At 61.5% G+C, this 19078-nt stretch carries 14 protein-coding genes; 5 read left to right on the top strand and 9 right to left on the bottom strand.

The window, feature by feature from the left end:
• Positions 1–55: 55 nt before the first annotated feature.
• Positions 56–856, bottom strand: a complete 801-nt coding sequence (locus HNI00_RS05045; RefSeq protein WP_420156309.1) for an exosortase-dependent surface protein XDP2 — start codon at positions 854–856, stop codon at positions 56–58.
• A 562-nt stretch (positions 857–1418) separates the two neighbouring features.
• On the opposite strand from HNI00_RS05045, the gene HNI00_RS05040 reads away from it, so the two are divergent.
• Entirely contained in the window at positions 1419–3335 is a 1917-nt protein-coding gene (locus HNI00_RS05040) for an ATP-binding protein (RefSeq protein WP_420156308.1), read from the top strand.
• 76 nt (positions 3336–3411) lie between these two features.
• On the opposite strand, the gene HNI00_RS05035 is transcribed toward HNI00_RS05040, so the two are convergent.
• The 3 genes from HNI00_RS05035 to HNI00_RS05025 all read right to left on the bottom strand — a co-directional run bounded on the left by HNI00_RS05035 (position 3412) and on the right by HNI00_RS05025 (position 5052).
• Positions 3412–3885 (bottom strand): hypothetical protein, encoded by a 474-nt coding sequence (locus HNI00_RS05035; protein WP_316791242.1) that lies wholly within the window; start codon positions 3883–3885, stop codon positions 3412–3414.
• Between the two features lie 2 nt (positions 3886–3887).
• Positions 3888–4196, bottom strand: a complete 309-nt coding sequence (locus tag HNI00_RS05030) for a protealysin inhibitor emfourin (protein WP_316791240.1) — start codon at positions 4194–4196, stop codon at positions 3888–3890.
• Between the two features lie 124 nt (positions 4197–4320).
• Positions 4321–5052: a C40 family peptidase gene (locus HNI00_RS05025; RefSeq protein ID WP_316791238.1), complete on the bottom strand. Its 732-nt coding sequence runs from the start codon at positions 5050–5052 to the stop codon at positions 4321–4323.
• A gap of 205 nt (positions 5053–5257) precedes the next feature.
• On the opposite strand from HNI00_RS05025, the gene HNI00_RS05020 reads away from it, so the two are divergent.
• Positions 5258–6205 carry a serine hydrolase gene (locus HNI00_RS05020; protein WP_316791236.1) on the top strand — a complete coding sequence of 316 codons (948 nt, stop codon included), beginning with the start codon at positions 5258–5260 and terminating at the stop codon, positions 6203–6205.
• On the opposite strand, the gene HNI00_RS05015 is transcribed toward HNI00_RS05020, so the two are convergent.
• Entirely contained in the window at positions 6202–6852 is a 651-nt protein-coding gene (locus HNI00_RS05015) for a hypothetical protein (RefSeq protein ID WP_316791234.1), read from the bottom strand. The genes HNI00_RS05020 and HNI00_RS05015 overlap by 4 nt on opposite strands.
• Before the next feature lie 432 nt (positions 6853–7284).
• On the opposite strand from HNI00_RS05015, the gene mutS reads away from it, so the two are divergent.
• Both mutS and HNI00_RS05005 read left to right on the top strand, forming a co-directional pair.
• Positions 7285–10173, top strand: a complete 2889-nt coding sequence (gene mutS / locus HNI00_RS05010; protein WP_420156307.1) for a DNA mismatch repair protein MutS — start codon at positions 7285–7287, stop codon at positions 10171–10173.
• A gap of 9 nt (positions 10174–10182) precedes the next feature.
• Entirely contained in the window at positions 10183–10905 is a 723-nt protein-coding gene (locus HNI00_RS05005) for a hypothetical protein (protein ID WP_316791230.1), read from the top strand.
• A 64-nt stretch (positions 10906–10969) separates the two neighbouring features.
• Here the strand turns inward: HNI00_RS05005 and HNI00_RS05000 are convergent, their stop codons facing one another.
• The 3 genes from HNI00_RS05000 to HNI00_RS04990 all read right to left on the bottom strand — a co-directional run bounded on the left by HNI00_RS05000 (position 10970) and on the right by HNI00_RS04990 (position 16133).
• Complete coding sequence (locus HNI00_RS05000; protein WP_316791228.1) at positions 10970–14317, bottom strand: hypothetical protein; 3348 nt, start codon at positions 14315–14317, stop codon at positions 10970–10972.
• Between the two features lie 214 nt (positions 14318–14531).
• Complete coding sequence (locus tag HNI00_RS04995) at positions 14532–15311, bottom strand: MBL fold metallo-hydrolase (protein WP_316791226.1); 780 nt, start codon at positions 15309–15311, stop codon at positions 14532–14534.
• A gap of 129 nt (positions 15312–15440) precedes the next feature.
• Positions 15441–16133 (bottom strand): hypothetical protein, encoded by a 693-nt coding sequence (locus HNI00_RS04990; protein WP_316791224.1) that lies wholly within the window; start codon positions 16131–16133, stop codon positions 15441–15443.
• A gap of 255 nt (positions 16134–16388) precedes the next feature.
• Between HNI00_RS04990 and HNI00_RS04985 the strand changes: the two genes are divergently transcribed.
• On the top strand, positions 16389–18770 hold the full coding sequence (locus HNI00_RS04985) for a tetratricopeptide repeat protein (RefSeq protein WP_316791223.1): 2382 nt from the start codon (positions 16389–16391) through the stop codon (positions 18768–18770).
• Here the strand turns inward: HNI00_RS04985 and HNI00_RS04980 are convergent.
• Positions 18767–19000, bottom strand: a complete 234-nt coding sequence (locus HNI00_RS04980; protein WP_316791221.1) for a hypothetical protein — start codon at positions 18998–19000, stop codon at positions 18767–18769. The two genes, HNI00_RS04985 and HNI00_RS04980, sit on opposite strands and share 4 nt — an antisense overlap.
• Between the last annotated feature and the right edge of the window lie 78 nt (positions 19001–19078).

Genomic DNA, 19078 nt, shown 5'->3' with positions numbered 1-19078 from the left:
AGGGTTCACAAGCACGCAACGCCCTGAAACGCTCTGGGAGGAGATGACCGAAAACCTAGGCTTCGGCTTGAGCCTTGCGCTTGCGACGAGCGGCGATCGCAGCGCTGGCCGCCAGCACCGTTCCTGCAATCGTGGCAGGCTCAGGCACCGCCGCCGCAGCCACCTTAAAGTCCGGCCCGTTGAACGCCGCACCGTTGGCAATCACGCGCAGGCGATTGGTCGAAGCACCGTTCAGCCACAGGCCCTGAGCGCCCACCCGCTGGGTGTAGCCAATTTCATGGGTATCGATCCCAAAGCCTGCATAGTTAGAGGTGCTGCTGTCCAGCAGATACTCAGCCAGCACATTGCCCAGGTCATCCAGCGCCTGTACCAGCATTTTGCTGTTCATGCCGCGTTCCCAGAAAAAGAAGCGGTCGGTCGCCTGATCAAAGAACAGGTCGATGATGAAGCTGCCTCGATCTTCGGTGTCGATAATGCTGTTCAGGTTGAGGTTGCCCAGGCTGGCAACGATGCTCTCGTTGGTGGCAAGCTCTTGACGGACACCAATGGTAGCTTCACGACCCATGTCAGAGCTAGCAGCACCCGTGTCGCCCCCGCGCCACAGGTCGTTGTGGATAATGTTGGCACCCGACACCAGGCTGAAAGAGCTATAGGTCGATCCCAAAGCAGCGGTCAGGCTGTCGGTGGTGGTTACCGAGTTCAGCATGATGTTGCCACGAGGGTTGGTGCCGGTGAAGCTGGTGCTGAAGCTAAAAGGTGCGAAGGAAATGCCTGCTGCCCCGGCCGGCGAGGCAAACAGCGCCAGAGCAGTACCAGCGGTCAGCCCAGCCCAGGTAAGGATACGCTTGATGTTCATCATTTGCTTTGACCAGTAGTTTTTTGCGGTTGAGAGGTCGAGTCGCGATGCATAGAGAACAGAGAGGTAGCATTCTGAACCTCGCCGTGCTTGTCGAGGAACGCTCGATATGCACCCACTTAGCTACCCATGCTAGCCGCAGGATTTCGCTCGCGTCTCTGGGGTCAGCCCATATTTCACCGCATCTTTAATCGAGCCTGTCAGACCAGGGAACATACTGAGACAAGCCAATCTTTATCTCAAAAACCATACCTCTAGACTGATACAAATCCCGTATATTCCGAAGGTTTTGTCTTAAATTTTCACCAATTTTCACCTTTACAGAGCCAAATAGGCCCCCATTGCTAAGCAGTCGTAATTTTAAGTGCTGCTTTGCGAAATCTGAGGCTGCCCCCCGTAGCCGCCTAGACTGGCCTCCAAAAATCGGCTCAAAAGCATTACAAATGTAACGGCGGACGTGTTTCAGAACAGGGTATATTAGCTTCGCCTATGTAATGTCCTGGTAATGTCCTGGTAATGTCCTGGCAGCCAGGCTAAAGCCGAGGGTGGCTGAAGAATTATGGTGATTGACGAATCAAGTGGACAGGCAAGTCCGGTCAATGCTCGGAAAACCGATATTTTCGACGTATTTGGCTTCAAGCATTACCTTGGGCCAAATCCCTACCTGGGACGGGGGGCTTTGGTGTTTCGGCTGGCGCTGACGGGACATCGAGCGCCGCTGCCGTTGGGTGATTATGTAGAGGCGATCGCCCAGCGATATCCCAAAATGGCGCTCACCGAATACCAGTCCTACGCCGACTTGTTTGTGCAAACCGTGGTCGAGGTCGGCAAGCTGGACATGGATTTGCACTGTGAACTGTGGAGCCTCCAGCCCACCGAGCCGACGACGATCGCGGTCGAGTCGATCCACGAGTCCACCAGCTATGGCACAGTCTACGCAGTTTGGGACTGGTTCGAGGCAATTTCCAATGGACAGCCCTTTCAGCTTGAAGACCAGATTGCGCTGCTGCAAACCCGCTTTCGCCGATCGGTCTACGGTGGCCCTACGATCTACGCCCTGCTGCGGGCGGCTCATAACCAGGGCATTCCCGCCTTTTATCTGCCCGATGAGGGGCTAATGCAGTATGGCTACGGCAAAAAGCTGGTGCGGGGGGTTGCCACGACCTTCGACTGCGATAGCCATGTGGATTCCGACTTTACAACCCGCAAAGACGACTGCAAGGCCTTTCTCAGCACGCTGGGTTTTCCAGTGCCCCAAGGGGCGATCGTTTCCACGCTGAAGGAAGCGCTGAAGGCAGTGCAGTCGATCGGTTACCCGGTCGCGGTCAAGCCTGTGGTCGGGCACAAGGGCATTGGGGTGACGGCCGACGTGCAGGACGACAGCGAACTGGAATTTGCCTTTGACCGAGCGGTTGAAGCCCACGAGGACGGCCAATCCATTGCGGTCATTGTTGAACAGAGCATCTCCGGGCTGGATCATCGGCTGCTGTGCGTGGATGGCAAGTTTGTCGCCGCCACCCAGCGTCGCCCCGCCTCAGTCACAGGCGACGGGCGCTCCACCATTGCCGAGCTAATTGCGCTGGAAAACCGCAAACCAGAGCGGCTCGACACGCCCACCTCGCCCCTGGGCAAGATCATCGTGGACGAGTCGTTGGAACGCTATCTATCGGAGCAGCGGCTTGACCTCGACAGTATCCTCGATCCAGATGAAGTCATCTACTTGCGAAAGGTGGCGAACCTATCGTCTGGCGGGGTCAGCATCGACGCAACCGAGCAGGTTCACCCCGACAATATTGTGCTTGCCCAGGATATTGCTCAGCATTTTCGTCTCGTCTGTCTCGGCATTGATGTGCTTACGTCCGACATTTCGCGCTCCTGGAAAGAGGGCAACTTCGGCATCATCGAGATCAACGCCGCGCCGGGGGTTTACATGCACCTGCGTCCAGCCGTCGGCAACAGCATTGATGTGGCTTCGCGGATTTTAGAAACCTTTTTTGAATCAGGGCAAGCTGCCCGCATTCCCATCTTCACATTCAACTATCTGCCGCTTAAGGAACTGCAAGAGCTAGTTGATCAAATTTTGGTGAACTATCCCAACTGGACGATTGGGGCCATTTGCCGGGATGCCGCCTTCGTCAATCGCTCTCAAAAAGCGCTGACGGGTTCCTACAACACGAAGGTACAAAGCCTGCTGCGAAATCCCAAGCTGGACTTGCTTATTGCAGAATATGACGAAGTGACGCTGGAGCAAGAGGGCTGCTTTTATGACAGCAGCAACATTGTGATTCTGGATGCACCCACAGAACCGGAGAAGGTGCTGTCCCGCAATGTCGCTGACGGCGCAACCGTGGTGATTAAAGACGGCAACACCGTTTCTCGGCGGCGAGAAGGGCTGGTAGAAACCTATGAGCTGGCAGAGGAAGAGCCTTTTCAGCGGGTGTATTGGAAAGAAATCTCCGCGATTCTGTCAGAAAAGTAGCCCGGCCCGTTGCTAGGCAAGACCCCAGCAGCAGCGCTTCAGCCTGTCTACACCCATTCTTGAGGCGATGGATGGGTCAGGGCTGCGTGACCAGCAGTGTGACCGTGTAGTCTGCTGGGGAAGATGGGCCAGTTGTAGGGTAGGGGAGCAGATCGATCAGCTTCACCGTCAGTCCATTCACTGAGCGAGCGGCGGCGGCCGCGTCGCCCGGTCGCTGAATCAGCAAGAGGTCTTGGGCCGGTTGACCCGGCTGGCTGAGCGTGACGATGACTTCCGCCTGCCCCGGCCACACGCAGGTTACATCGCTGGGGCATCGCGAATCTTGTTCCACCCGCGCAAAGGTGAGCGTCCGCTGATTGGGCAGGGTGGCTGTGCCGGCCAGGGGCAGTTGAAATGGGCTGTCTGACTGGACGATTGCTGGCGCAGGCAGGGGGCTGGAGGAAACAGGCGGCGGCACCAGTGGCGTACAGCCCAGCACCAGCGAGGCAAAGAGCAGCGACACCAGCCAGGCGGGCTGAGACACTTGTGGAGAAAAGGGGCGACAGGGCATGGCTAGCGATGCTCCAAGGCGAGGTCGCGGAGGCGAGACAGCAGCGGTTGCAGCGACGGCGGGGCAGTGAGGTCGGTGACGGTGAGGGACTGGTGGCGATCGCCCTCCTGAAGCTCCAGACGGTAGGTCATGACATCCGGCGGCCCGGCACTAGTGGCCGCCAACTGGCTAGGCTGCATCTCCATTACATTAGACTGCTGCACCAGGGCTTCTAGTTCCGAGGCTTCTCCCGGTCGCAGCGTGCGAGTATCCACACTGTAGGCCAGCCGCAGGTTGGCAAAGCCACCGCTGGATTGGAAGTCGATTTGCATAGGAGACAAGGAAGGAAGTGACAGAATGCGGACGATGATCTAATGGTATGGCAGCCAAATGTCCGGGGCAGAGGATTGATTGAACCCATTGAAGCTGCCAACGGCTGATTGCGCCCACCCAACCTTAACCTCTGCCGCTGGTGTAGCAGGCGACCACGCGGCCGGCTCCGCGAAACTGGCTAAAGTAGGCGCGGCTGACGGCATCGCCCCGTTCCGACAGGACATCAATGCCAATGCCGTTTCGCCCTTGGTCTTTGCCAGAACTGTGAATGTATTGCCCGTCGCCCAGGTAGAGGCCAACGTGGGTGCAGCGGTCGGGGCGGCCAAAAAACACTAGGTCGCCGGGCTGGAGGTCGGCCATGGGAATCGGCTGCACAAAGGCTTCCTGCTGGTAGGCATCGCGGGGCAGCCAGATGCCCGTCGAGGCAAAAGCCGTTTGCACCAGCCCAGAACAGTCGTAGTTGGGGCCGACTGTGCCGCCCCAGAGGTAGTGGTTGGGCTGGGCCATGGCCTGGCGAGCAAAGGCAATGACCTGGGGCAGGCAGGCGTGGATGTCGTCGGTGCTGAGGGCGATCGCCCGATAGGGAGCCTCCGCCACCGCCAGCAGATCCAGATCTTCCACCGCCACCCAGCCCGGATAGTCATCTTCACACAGCACTACAGAGATCGCGCTGCGGGCCGGGTCGGCGCTGGTATCGGGCAGCGGCGGCAAGATCCGCAGGTATCGCCCAGCTACCGCTTGCGTCGCCAGATCTTTGAGCGCGGGCGAGTCATAAAGATTGAGATTTTCGAGACACTGATAGGCGAAGGTGCGATCGCCCGCAAAATCAGCTTGAATAGACGCAAGGGAAACCATGTCGTACCGGGAAATAAGGCAGGGCTAATCTGCTTTAGCACTCGATCGGCAGTGGAACTCTCAATTCAGAGGAACCCTCACTCAACCCTGCTTGGATTCAACTCTTTTATACTAAGCCGCTGTAGTAATAGGCCGCTGTAGTAAGCCGCCCATAGTCCGCTGCCTTGAATTGCCACAGTCCGCCCTATCCTCCCCCCTTGCCTCCATGCCGTTTTTTCAGCGCGACGACCAGCTTGCCCCACAGGGCGATCGCATTCTTGCCGCCACCCGAGCCGAGTTCCCCAGCCTCGCGCCCAATCAAATTGCTCTCACTTGGCTGGTGTATCGACCGCCCATTCCCGTCAACACGGGCGGCGCAATTTCGCCCCAGCAGTTCTGGCAATATTCCGTCGGCGGCTATTCCTATCGCGGCGTAGAGCTAATTTACCCCGCCAGCGTGGTCAAGCTGTTTTATCTGGTGGCGGTGCAGGAGTGGCTAGAGCAGGGCATGATCGCGCCCTCCAGCGAACTGGATCGGGCCATCCGCGACATGATTGTGGACTCCAGCAACGACGCGACGGGGCTGGTGGTGGACATGCTGACAGGCACCACCAGCGGCCCCGAACTGCCCATCGAGCCGTTTGAAACCTGGAAATATCAGCGCAATATTGTGAACCGATATTTCAAGTCCCTGGGCTGGGAAGAACTGGACACGATTAATGTGAATCAAAAAACCTGGTGCGATGGCCCCTACGGGCGAGAGCGGGCCTTTTATGGCGAGCTCATGGAAAACCGCAACCTGCTGACGACCGAGGCCGTGGCGCGGCTGCTGCACAGCATCGTGGGCGGCGTGGCGGTCAGCGGCGAGCGATCGCAGTTCATGATGCGCCTGCTGCACCGCAGCCTCAACCCCACGGAGCTAGCTGCCGACCCCGAAAACCAGGTGACGGGCTTTTTGGGCGGCGGCCTGCCGCAGACAGCGCGGCTCTGGTCGAAGGCGGGGCTGATGAGCCGGGTGCGCCACGACGCGGCCTACATCGAACTGCCGGATGCGCCGCCCTACCTGCTGGTGGTGTTCACCGAAGGGCGCGACCATAGCCAGAACGAGGCGATTTTGCCGTTTATTTCCCAGCAGGTGGCGGCGGCCATGATGGAGTTGGGAGTCCGGGGTTAGGGCGTGAAGCGGAGGGTGGCGATCGCCCGGTCGTAGGCCTGGCGATACTGGGCATCGGATTCGCCCGTGCCCACCTGGTTGAGCGTGATCAGCACCCAGTTCTTGCCGTCGGGCGTGGGCACTAGCACCTGCTCCATGTCGTAGAGGCCGCTGGAGCGAAAGGCGATCGCCTGCTGCCCCGCCACGGTGACTTCCTGAACCTCACGCACGTTTGTCAACCAGTCGCTCTGGGCGATCCAGTCGGTGGCGGAAAGCCCTTCTGGATTGGGCTGGACGGTGACGCTAACATTAGCGGGATACTCCGTGCCGCCTTCGTATTCGCCCGCTTGGATGGCGCGGTCATGGTCAATCGTCCAGATCTGCACGGCTTCGCGGGCCACGACCTCCGGCGGAAACTCGGTTTCGCCGTGGGCCACAAACTGGTCGGCGGGATAGGCAAACTGGAATCCAAAGCGATCGCTGCGATAGAGGCCCGATTCTGGTGCAGCCGAAATGGGCGAGGGCTGCTCCGTCGGCGTTCCTGTCCCACCGGGGGGCGACACGGGCGGCGACTGCACTTGGCAAGAGACCGCGGCCACAACCAGCAGACCCAGACTGAATCGGTGCAGGGCTAGGCGAGCAGGAGACTGGGGGTTGGGGTTCATCATGAGGCTCCGTCGAGTCTGTAGGGGGCTTGCAGATTGAGTAGCTTCACCGGGAAGACGGGGCATTCCGCAAGACGCGGCCGGCTCAGCGAAACAGGTTGGCGGTAAATGGAGGTAAAAGCTTCAGCGGTAAAAACGTTGGAGGGCGATCGCCCCCACCGCAAAACCATACGATAAAGTCAAAAGGGAACCTCCATTCGCAGTTTGATCCGCACTCTTTTGATCCGCACTCTTATTGATCCGCACTCTATAGATTCGGCAAGATGATGGGGCTAGGTTGCCCTCTTTGAAGCCCGCGCCACGCTGCGAGTTCCCCCAGCCCTGATTAAAATTTTCAATCAGTCGGCTCCATCCGTCGGTTCCATCAGTTGATTTCATCAGTTGATTGATCCGTCTGCCGCCGACCCCCATCGCTGCTCCCTACCGCCGCTGCCCATGACCGACCTGCCCCCCGCCCCCAACGCGCCGGAACCTCAACGGCTAGGAGACCTGCCAGACCGGCTCATCAAGCAGACGGTGCGCTACACTGACCACCGCTCCGTAGACCGCGACGCGCTCACGCCGATGATGCGCCACTACGCCGATCTGAAAGACGAGTATCCCCAGGCGCTGCTGCTGTATCGGGTGGGCGATTTCTTTGAGACGTTTTTTCAGGATGCCATCACCATTGCCCAGGAGCTAGAGCTGGTGCTGACCAGCAAAGACGCAGGCAAGACCGTGGGGCGAGTGCCGCTGGCGGGTGTGCCCCACCACGCCATGGAGCGCTACTGTGCCCAACTGGTGGAGCGGGGCTACGCCGTCGCCATTTGCGACCAGACCGAAGATGCCGCCGATGCCCAAGGGCGGCTGGTGCAGCGCCAGGTAACGCGGGTGATCACCCCCGGCACGGTGCTGGAGGAAGGAATGCTGAACGCCCGCCGCAACAACTACCTGGCAGCGGTGGTGATAGCTGGGGCGCACTGGGGGCTGGCGATCGCCGATGTATCGACGGGCGAGTTCCTCACCACCCAGACCAGCGGGCTGGACCGGCTGACCCAGGAGATTCTGCGGCTCCAGCCCTCCGAAATTCTGCTGCCCACCAACGCCCCTGACCTAGTGGGGCTGCTGCGCCCCGATGCCCGCGCCGGAATCCCCGATCCGCGCCGAGCCGCTGCCCTGCCAGAGGCACTGCCGCCCCAGTTTTGCTATACGCTGCGGCCCCAGGCCCCGTTTCAGGCGGCCGAGGCCCGCCAACGCCTGCTGGAGCGCTTCCGCGTGCGATCGCTAGAGGGCATGGGATGCGAACATTTGCCCCTAGCGGTGCGGGCGGCGGGCGGGCTGCTGCAATACCTGGAAGAAACCTCTGAGCGCCAGCTCGAAGCCGTCCCCGCCGAAGCCACCGCTGCCCCGTCCCCCGCCCCGCCCGCGGCCCACGCCTACCCCACCCGCATTCCCCTCCAGCCCCTCTGCACCTACACCCTCAGCGATTTTCTGGTGATCGACCACCAGACCCGCCGCAATCTGGAAATCACCCAGACCCAGCGCGACGGCACGTTTCACGGCTCCCTGCTGTGGGCCCTGGATCGCACGGTGACGGCTATGGGCGGGCGGGCGCTGCGGCGCTGGCTGCTGCAACCCCTGCTGGATCGATCCGCGATTCAGGCGCGGCAGGACACAATTCAAGAACTGATCGACCAGGGGACTCTGCGCCAGCAGCTTCAGCAGATCCTCAAGCAAATCTACGACCTAGAGCGGCTGACGGGGCGGGCCGGATCGGGCACCGCCAACGCCCGCGACCTGGTGGCCCTAGCAGATTCCCTCGGCAAGCTGCCAGAGATTGCTGAGCTGGCGGCAGTGGGGCGATCGCCCTTTCTGACCGCGCTGCAAACCGTGCCCCCTGTGATGGACACCCTGGGGCAGACGCTGCGGGCCCATCTGGTCGAAACGCCGCCCCTCTACCTGACCGAGGGCAACCTGATCCGCCCCGGAGTGAATCCCCAGCTCGATCACCTGCGCCAGAGCATCGAGGCCGACCAGCAGTGGATCGCCCAGCTTGAAACCACCGAGCGCCAGCGGACGGGCATCGCCACCCTGAAGGTGGGCTACACCAAAGCCTTTGGCTACTACCTCAGCATTTCGCGGGCCAAAGCCAGCGCCGACCTGCCCGACGACTACATCCGCAAGCAGACCCTCACCAACGAAGAGCGCTACATCACGCCGGAACTGAAGCAGCGGGAATCGGCGATTTTTCTGACCCGCGAAGCCGTCCATAAGCTGGAGTACGAAATCTTCACGGCGCTGCGGGTTCAGGTGGCCGAGCAGTCCGAGTCGATTCGCCAGGTGGCGGGGGCGATCGCCGCCCTGGATGCCCTCTGTTCCCTAGCCGAAGTGGCGGTCTATCAAAACTATTGCCGCCCAGCCATCACAGAGTCTCGCCAGATTGCGATCGTAGACGGCCGCCATCCCGTCGTGGAACAATCGCTGCCCGCCGGGTTCTTTGTGCCCAACTCGGCAACCTTAGGGTCGGGAGATCCGGCCGTGGGGACTGGGGGCAGCAGGGGGGCGATCGCCCCTCCCCCACCGCGCCCGCCCGCCGACGCGCCCGCGCCTGCCCCCACGCCTACCCACAGCGCCCCAGACCTGATTATTCTGACCGGGCCCAACGCCAGCGGCAAAAGCTGTTACCTGCGGCAGGTGGGGCTGATTCAACTGATGGCGCAGGTGGGCAGCTTTGTGCCTGCGGCGGCGGCAACCCTGGGGGTGTGCGATCGCATTTTCACCCGCGTCGGTGCAGTAGACGACCTGGCCACGGGTCAGTCCACCTTTATGGTAGAGATGAACGAGACGGCCAACATTCTCAACCACGCCACGCCGCGATCGCTCGTCCTGCTAGACGAAATTGGGCGGGGCACGGCCACTTTTGATGGCCTTTCCATTGCTTGGGCTGTGGCAGAACACCTGGCCACCGACATTCGCGCCCGCACCATCTTTGCCACCCATTACCACGAACTCAACGAACTCGCGTCGCTGCTGTCTAACGTGGCCAACTACCAGGTGGTCGTCAAAGAACTGCCCGATCAGATTATCTTTTTGCATCAGGTGCGGCCCGGCGGCGCAGACAAGTCCTACGGCATCGAAGCGGGGCGGCTAGCGGGGCTGCCAGCTTCGGTCATCGAGCGGGCGCGGCAGGTGATGGGGCAGATCGAGCGCCATTCCCACATTGCCGTAGGGCTGCGGGGCGAGTCCAGTCCGGCCGAGTCGTCCGAGCGGGTGCCGAGCAAAGCCGCCAGTCGTCGCTCCCGCCTGCGAGAACCCGCGGGCCAGCTGAATATCTTTACCGGATGAGCATTTTCAATGGTTGACCTGAGGCGATTTTCGACAGGCGTTCAGACCGTGACGAGGGGGGCGATCGCCCTGCTGAGCGCCTTCACCCTATTGGGCTGTGCCTCCGGGCCGATGGCCAGTTCACCCACACCCAGTGCCGTGCCCAGTGCCCTGCCCAGCGCCGCACCGCCCAGTCCCATCGCCCAGTCCACCGATCCCACCGCGCCGCCCCTCGTGGTGCAACCCCCGTCCCGCTCTGCCGAGGAACTGTGGGCCCTGCTGCAACAGGAATCGGGACTGGTGGTGCTGTTTCGCCACGCCCGCGCCCCAGGAACAGGCGACCCACCCACCTTTCGGATTGACGATTGCGCGACCCAGCGCAACCTGGACGCAGCAGGGCAGCAGCAGTCGCGGCAGTTGGGCGAGGCCTTTCGGCAGCGGCAGATTCCGGTGGCGCGGGTGCTGTCGAGCCAGTGGTGTCGCAGCCTAGACACAGCGCGGCTGATGGATCTGGCCCCGGTGGAGCCGTTCCCCGTGCTGAACTCATTTTTTGGCGATCGCACCACAGAACCCCAGCAGACCCGCGCCCTCCAGCAGTTCATTCTGGATCAGCGCAACACCCCCGGCGTGGTCGTGCTGGTCACCCACCAGGTCAACATCACCGCCCTGACGACCCTCGTGCCCCGCGAGGGCGAAGCCGTCCTCGTTCGCGCTACGCCCCAGGGCGAGATTGAAGTTCTCGGAAGAATTTAGCGAATATCTGGGCTGCTTTTCTGGGCTGCTTTTCTGGGCTAATTTTCTGGGCTAATTTTCTGGGCTACCTGCCTCTGGCGTAGCTCCAGGGAATCATCGGGTCTTGGGCAATGCGCCGAGAAACCGCAAACGCGCCGTAGCGATTCAGGTGGCTGGGGTCCGAGAAATAGTCGTACTGATCCAGCCAGATTTCGCCCAGGTCGCGAAAAACCAGGCTGGGGCTGTCCAGATCCTCACGCAGCAGATATTGGCGGAAGGTCTGCTCGTGCTGGCGGCGCACCGGGTCGAGGTATTCATCCGTCAGCGGCAGGTTAACAAAAATGACGGGAATATTGCGATCGCTCGCCAGCCTCAGCACCGACTGAAACGCCGCCGCCTGCACGCCCTCAATCCGAAAATCCGTATAGTCGCCATCGTAGCGGCCCTGCACGCGGGCATACTCCTGGTAGTAGGTGGCGGGGTTGAACCGCAGCGCCAGGGGCAAAAAGCCGTCGAAGTCGATCAGGTCGCGCCCCGCCTCCACCAAGGACTCGGCCGAGTCGGCGGGCAACCGCGAGGGCATCGGGCTGAGGCCCGGCGGGGGGGCCGCAGACACGGCGCTGGGGGACTCTGGACGAACCCGCTGCTGGAGCGCGTCCTTGAGGCGATCGCGCTGACCAAACACCGCCGAGCGATCGCCCAGTTGCCGACTCAGCCAGCGGTCGAGGGTTTGATAGCTGTCGCGCAGCGTGGTGTTGAGGGTCGGTGTCGGTTCTGCGGGTTCCGCTGGGGTTTCAAAATCCTCCGGTAGCACCTGGGGTCGCGCCAGCGTGCCCGCCAATAGCTCCCGATAGGCAGGCGACACCGCAATGCCGTTGTAGGTGACATCCACCGCGCCGCTGTTGAAGGCCCGCGCCCCGTCGGCCCACAGAATCAGCCTTGGCAACTGGTTGGGCTTTAGCACCTGCCGCAAAATCGCGTCTACCACCTGCGCCGTTGCGCCGTTGACCCCAAAGTTGAACACCGACACATCGGCATAGCCCAGGGTCGCCAGTTCCCGCTGGAGCGCCACCGGGTCAACCCCCCGCAGGGCCCGCGAACTGCCCACGATCAGCACATCGGGCGGGTTGCCCGTCTGCCGCAGCCGCTCGTAGTAGAGCATCAGCTTCTCGTCGAGCTGGCGGCTATTGAAGGTGGGGAAGGGCAGCCCCGCCGCCAGCACCTCGGCCACCGTCTGCGGCTCGGTCGCGCTGACGGGCGTGTAGGGCAGCGATCGCGACGAAATCTGCACCCCTGGCGAGGGCGACGGGCTGGGGGCGCTAGACTCCCCTTCGGCTTCCTCATTGCGGGTAAAGCCCGACAAATCAAAGATGCGATCGCCCTCGGTCTGCGGATCTGGGCTGGGCGATTCGCGTAGCGATCCCGGCGGGAATCGCCCGTCAGCGGCTCCGGCTTCAGCAGCGGTCGCCGAGGGGCCCCGGTTTGGCGGCAAGGCTAGCGACGGCACCTCATCCACCGCCACAAACCGATCCGGCTGGGTCCTTTGCTCAGGCTGCTGCAAGAGGCGCGCCAGATGCCAGTCTGCCTGCACCGCCAGCAACAGCCCTGCCGCCCCCCACACCGCCGCTAGCGCCCCATTCCGATAGCTGCGGCCGTCCGAGCGCCAGGCTTCCGAGGAGTCGTCTGCGGGGGCATCCTCCGTGGGAGCAAACAGGTGCGTTTTCACCAACGCCCGCCGAATCGACGCGCTGAGGCGATCGCACCAGCGCTGCCAGGCCGTTTGCAGATCCACGTCGGAGCGCAGGATCAGGTCGCCGCCGGGGGTCAGCAGGTCGCCCACATAGGCATCGGTGGCCGCAAATTCTGGCGCTGGCTCTGGCACCACGCGCGATCGCGGCGCAAAATCCACCCCATAGCTCCACAGCGGCCGCTTTTGTCCCGCACGCCGCCCGTAAACCCGCACGCCGGCCAGTTGCGGCAAATTCAGATCTCGCAGAAAGCGCACCACCGTCGTGCCAACCCGCCGCTGGTCTGGACAGACGGGCGCATCGCTCATCACATGCAGCAGATAGCGCTGAGCGTGGGTGGGTGCATCCGATGGCAGTGTGCCATCGGGCTTAGGCAAAAGCTGGACACGGATACCGCCCGTCGCCAACTGCTGCGTCAGGTCGGGGTTGAGCAGACGATTCAGCAGAAAGGCGATCGCCCCCCAGTCGCCCTGCTGGGCCAGGGTCAGCGTCGAGTCTGCCAGGTGCGGCTGCTGGCTGGCGGGCAAATCCAGCCAGTCTACCCAGGCCGGCGTTTCCTGGTGCAACACCTGGCCGTAGACCGTCGCAGCGTGGATGCCCTGGGGCGCGATGGATTGCAACACGGCCCCCACGCCCGCCTTCACCGCCGCTCGGTCGGGGGGATGGGGCGCAAGGCTGCTTTGGGGCAGGGGACTACAAAACAGGTGCAGCGTCGAGTCCCGCAGCGTTGCGGTAGACACCTCGCCCTCCAGCATCTCCAGCACCGGGTTGAGCAGGCGCGTCAGGCTGCCCACGTCGCCCCAGCGGGCCCACTCCCGCAGCATGGCATCGGGCGGTGTCAGATCGACCTGGAGCATCCAGTCAGGCTGGCTTTCGCCCGCCACCTGCACCCGCACCACCGCATCCCGAAAGCCCTCCAGCCGCAGATCGCGCAAATGTTGAGCCAGCGGCTCCGCCAGCAGAGAGGAATCCAGCGAATAATTCGCCTCGCACAGCACCCAGAGCCGCTGGGGTGGGGGTTCCGGTGCGGCATCGGGATCGGGCCCTGGGGCGGGGCGCAGCGGCTTGACGGTTGCCCTTACGGATACGCCAAAGCTGCTGAGGTGGTCGCTCAGGTAGCGGGCAATCGCCCCCGGATGCCCCTGCCGCGCCAGACCCAGGGTTGACCCAGAGAGCGCCGCATCGCCTTCGACCGAGCGATTCCCAAAGGGATCGCTACGCGAATCGCCCGACGGCAGCCCGCCAAAGCCAACCGTTGAAACAGACCCAGACCCGACGCTGACCGTCGCCAACTGCCCGCCCCGCTGCGATGCAGACTCTGGGGACTCTTCCACCAGCAGTTGTTCCCCAAGAAACTGCTGGAGCTGATCGTCCAACTGGTGCAGGTCAATCGAAAACGACCAGTCCGGCAACGACTGTCCGGGTCGCCGACCGTAGAGATAAATTTGATAAATCGTCGGCTGTCCGGCGGGCACCAGCGTATTCAGGTCAACCTCCCGCAGCGCAGGCAGCAGCCGCCCCACGATCGCCCCCCGGTCGGGGCAGGGCTGCGCCTCACAGAGAATGTGCAGATGATTGCCGCGCAGGCGAAACTGGACGCGCTCCTCCATCAGCCCCGTGGTATCGCGAAACCACAGCGCCAGCGGCGACGTTCCCGGCGGATGCTTCTGCTGCAAATCAGACATCAGACGTTGCGTGACCCTTCAATCCAGGCGTGCCGCTAAAACGGCGACCCGGCCCAACCGTAACCGCAGGTTCAAAGACCCCATCGACGATTTCATTCTAGCGGCCAGGGCGATTCCCGAAGGGATCGCTTCGCGAATTGCCCATCGCCCCTTTCTATCGCCCCGTTTTAGCACGGATTTTGCCTGGTGACGCATCGGTCTTGTCGAGGGTGGGCTAAGCCCGGCCGCTGTGGGACTGCACCCGTTCACCAGGACAGCCCAGACTGCGGCGCGATCGCCGATACTCGTCCACAATTCGCCCATAGTCCGCTTTGCCAAAAATCCGGTAGTGCCCTGGATAGACCGTCTCCACAGGCAGCCGCGCCAGTCGATCGTAGGTAGCCAGGTAGGTGGGGATATGGCTGCAATGCAGATCGTCCAGCAGTTCACCGTCGTAGATCACGTCACCAGAAAAAAGGTCCTGTGTCTTGGGGTCGTAGAGCGCGATGCAGCCCGGAGAGTGTCCCGGCAGATGTAGCACTTCTAGGGCGCGATCGCCCAGATCTAGCACATCGCCCTCATTCAAAATCTGCGTCGGCTCGCAGGCCCGCAGCCTGTAGGTGGTCACCGTAAAGCCCTCGTAGGGCAACTGGTGAAAATCCTCCTGCCGCACCCAGCCCTGCTGCGGCGTACACAGTGCCTCGTAGTCGTCGCCCATCCGCAGGGCGCTTGCCTCGGCCGCGTGGATGGCGCGATGGTCAAACTCGTGCATTCCCCCAGCGTGGTCGAAGTGAATGTGGGAGGCGATCGCCAGCAGCGGCTTGTCCAGCAGATCCGCCAGATAGGTCCGCAGGCTGAGTACGCCCAGCCCCGTGTCGATCAGCAAATCGCGATCGCGCCCCTTGATCAGCCACAAATTTGCCCGGTTAAACCAGTAGTAATGCGGCTCGGTGATGAGGTACAGAGAATCGGTGATGCGTTGGGTAGAGAACCACTGATGGGCTGGGTTGGGCATTTGGGGAGGGGGGGAGGGATGGAAAAAACGAAAACCGAAAAACGAAAAATAAAATCTCTTCTCTCTTCTCTCTTCAATCTTCCTTTTTCTCTCTTCGTTCTTCCTTTTTCTCTCTCCTCTCTCCCCGCCCTAGACCGCCAACGATCGGCGAGTCACCCGCAGCATCTCATTGCCGCCTTTTTGCAGTTCGTAGCGCACTGGGACGATTTCCACGCGATAGCCCAAGTCGGTGAGGACTTCGCAGACGGGTTCGAGGTGGGGCGATCGCACTCGTTCCAGGGTCAGCAGCGGAAAGATCCGGAGTTCCTGCCCCCGCACCATCAGGGCGGCGATCGAGCGGCAGTGCATCTCCAGGCTGAGATGGTCGGAATAGAGAAACAGCAGGTGAGAGCAGAGCATCAGGTCGTAGGGGCGATCGCTCAGCGGCAGATCGGGCAACTCGCCTACGAGATAGCGTCCTTCGGCCTTGCCCTGGTCATAGTCTGCCAAAAACCGCCGCAGCGCCGTTTCGCGATTCCGCAGCAGGTCGTCCGGCGACTGGTGATAGCCCCACACCCAGCCATCGGGCGTGTCTTTCACCTGGCGAATGATGTCGCTGGCGCAGGCGTAGAATCGCTGCTCGATTTCCGCGCCGCTGAATTGATAAATCGGGTCGATGGAGATGACCCGATACCCCAACTGGTGCATCTCGGCGTTGAAGCTGGCCGGGCCGCCGCCCGCGTCCAAAATGTCGCGGGACAGGTCGAGGTCGGTCAGGTTAAACATCAGGCGATACTCGGCGAGCGATCGCCCAAAGGGAACGACGTGGCTCAGCTTCACCATGAGAAACACCAAGCGTTGGGGATTGGGAGGATCTAGAGGGGCTAGAGGGGCTAAAGGCAAAGGCTCTGAGACGAAGGGTTGCTGCTAGTCAGCATAGGAGACGGTCGAACCTGAGTATAAAGATTCAGGGAAGAAGTTTTCAGTATTTCCCAAAAAGCATGGGAATATTGACGCAATGGTGTGGGTGGCTCCGTGAACAAAGGGTTCACTTGCTAAAGCGTCTGGTCGGTTGGATGGCTGATTCTGTCTACAGGCATGGCTGTATTATCACGGCGTGAGCGGGGACGCATCTTAACCCAAACGGGATTTGACCGCATCTGGCAGGCTGTGTGCCTTCGGTTTCCGGGCGATCGCCCCACCTACGCGGCAATTGCCCGCTGCACCGAGCCTGGAAACCCCAACGGACACACGGCGGAATACCTCTCGCCGGAAACCATTTCTCGCATTCTGCGGCCCTGGCTCGACCAGCAGCGCGACCAACTGCGCGGGGTCGATGCGCGATCGCTCGAACAGTTGTTTCGCGCCTTTGGGCTGACGCTGCAACCCGACGACCACCAATCGTCCCAGGCAGTTGCCGACGAAGCCGCGGCCGATCCCAACTTTGTCGGGCGGGAAGAGGCGATCGCCGACCTAGACGGACTCCTGAGCCGGGGCTTCAAGATTATCGTGATCCAGGCGCGGGCGGGCATTGGCAAAACGACGCTGGCGCGAAACTATCTCCAGCAAAAGTTTGGCGCAGTGCTGGAGTTCCCCATTGCCAAGGCCACAAAAGACATTGCCCCGGTCGAGGCGCTGCTGGAGGAAAAGCTGCGGCAGTTGGGCGAAGAACCGGGCCGCGAGTTTTTCGTGTCGCTAGATCGGCTCAAGCGCAAGCTCCAGGGCGACCGCCTCGGCATTTTGATCGACAACCTGGAACCCGCCCTCGACCCAGACGGACGCTTTATCGAGCCACACCGCCGCTATGTGGAACTGCTCAACGTGCTGGCCGACCCGTCGGTGCAGTCTACAACGCTGATCACCAGCCGCGAACGCCTGCACGAATATATGGTGTCGGTGCAGCATTACCCGCTGCGGGGGCTAACCCTGCCCGCCTGGGAAAAGGTGTTTCAAAATCGCGGGCTGCGCTGTGTCGATGCCCCTGCGATGCAGGCGCTGCACCGGGCCCACGGCGGCAATGCCAAAAGCATGGATCTAATCGGCAGCAGTATTGCCGAAGATTTTGCGGGGGATGTGGCGGCCTATTGGCGGGTCAACCAGACCAACCTGCTGAGCCATTGCGAGCTAGAAGACCAGGTCAACCAGCAGTTCAACCGACTGCAAGAGCTATTGCCCGATGCCTATAACCTGCTGTGTCGCATGGGCTGCTATCGCTATCAGGACGTGCCGACAGTGCCCATAGAAGGGCTATTTTGCCTGCTGTGGGACGTGCCAGAGAGCCGCCATCGCCGCGTGGTTCGAGCGCTGCAAGACCGATCGCTGGTGGAGTGCGAACAGGAGCGCTACTGGCTGCATCCAGTGATTCGCGCCCAGGCGCTCGATCGGCTGGCCAGCACCCCCGACTATGCCACGGCCCACCGCCACGCCGCAGAATTTTGGGCCGAGCGGGTGACTGCCATCATCACGCAAGACGATGTGCAAACGGCGCTGGAAGCCTACTATCACTACATCGACCGGGGCGACCACGAGGCAGCGGCGGACGTGATTATTCAAAAGCGACCCAACCGCTGGGGCACAAACGAATCGCTGGGGCGATCGCTCTACAAGCGAGGGCTACTGAGTCAGGCGGAGGAGGTGATCCTGGCGGTGGTGGATCGGCTCCCCGACAGCTATCGCCGCGCCAGACTCTACGGCATTTTGGGCGCGGTCTATTACTATTCGTCTGATAATATCCACGAGGCGGTGAGATGCTGCCAAAAAGCGCGGGCGATCGCCCAATCGGTCTTGCAAACACCCCCAGACGACGATACGACCTTCAAGCTGCGGCTGGTGGAAATCAACGCCCTGCTGACCATTGGCATCTGCCAGATTGCCTTGGGCGAATACGAAGCGGGCATGGCGGCCCATCGCCAGGTCGAGCAGCTTTGCCAACCGCTGACCGATGCCCGCTACCGCAGGTCGGTCTTGTTTTACATTGCCTATCTCCACCTGCGGCTGGGGAATCGCAAGGCAGCGCGAAACATTGCAGATGACCTCTACGCAGCCGTCGAACAACTGGGCGATCACCAATTGCCAAGCTGGGTGACGGAATATCGCCTGTTTTTCTTGGGGCTGACCTACCGGGAACTGGGCGAAATTCAGCGATCGCGCCTGCTCTATCATCGCGTGCTAGATTTTGGAGAACGCAGCGCTTACGGACAAGCCACCTCCAAGGCGCTCTATGGAGATGCCGCACTCGACACCGAAGAGGGACGCTATGACCAGGCCGTTGCAAAACATCAGGCTTCGATTCAATACCTGCGGGACGTGGGCGCAAAGTATGACCTGGCTGAGGCCTACTACCAGCAAGGGCTGACCTATCGGGCAATGGGCGACACCCGCCGCAGCGAACAAAGCTTTCAGGCGGCGATCGCCCTCTTCCAAAAAACAGACGCGCCCAAGCAGGTCGCCAAGGTGCAGCGGGCGATGGACGGCTCCTAGCGAATCGACTCCACCACCACGGCGATCGCCATCAGGCAAAAGACCAACCCCATCGTCTTGAACAGAGCAGCATCCAAAATGCTCACCAAGAGATGCAGGAGAGGGGCAATCACTAAAACCCTTGACAGCACAATGGCTACCAAAATTCCAAACAGCGTTAGAAGAAAGTATTTCAACACGCGCACCGCAAACCGAAACAGCCAACTGTAGTCAGGATGAGTATTTCTCATAAGTTTCGGGGGGTTCGAGAACTGGTTGCTGATGGCCTTAGTCTAGCGATCGCCCCCCTGCAACACCACCGCCGTTGC

Source organism: Thermoleptolyngbya oregonensis NK1-22 (assembly GCF_032705245.1).
Classification (GTDB): Bacteria; Cyanobacteriota; Cyanobacteriia; order Elainellales; family Elainellaceae; genus Thermoleptolyngbya; species Thermoleptolyngbya sichuanensis.
The sequence above is the reverse complement of the archived record's forward strand: the minus strand, read 5'-3'. Positions and strand labels throughout refer to the sequence as shown.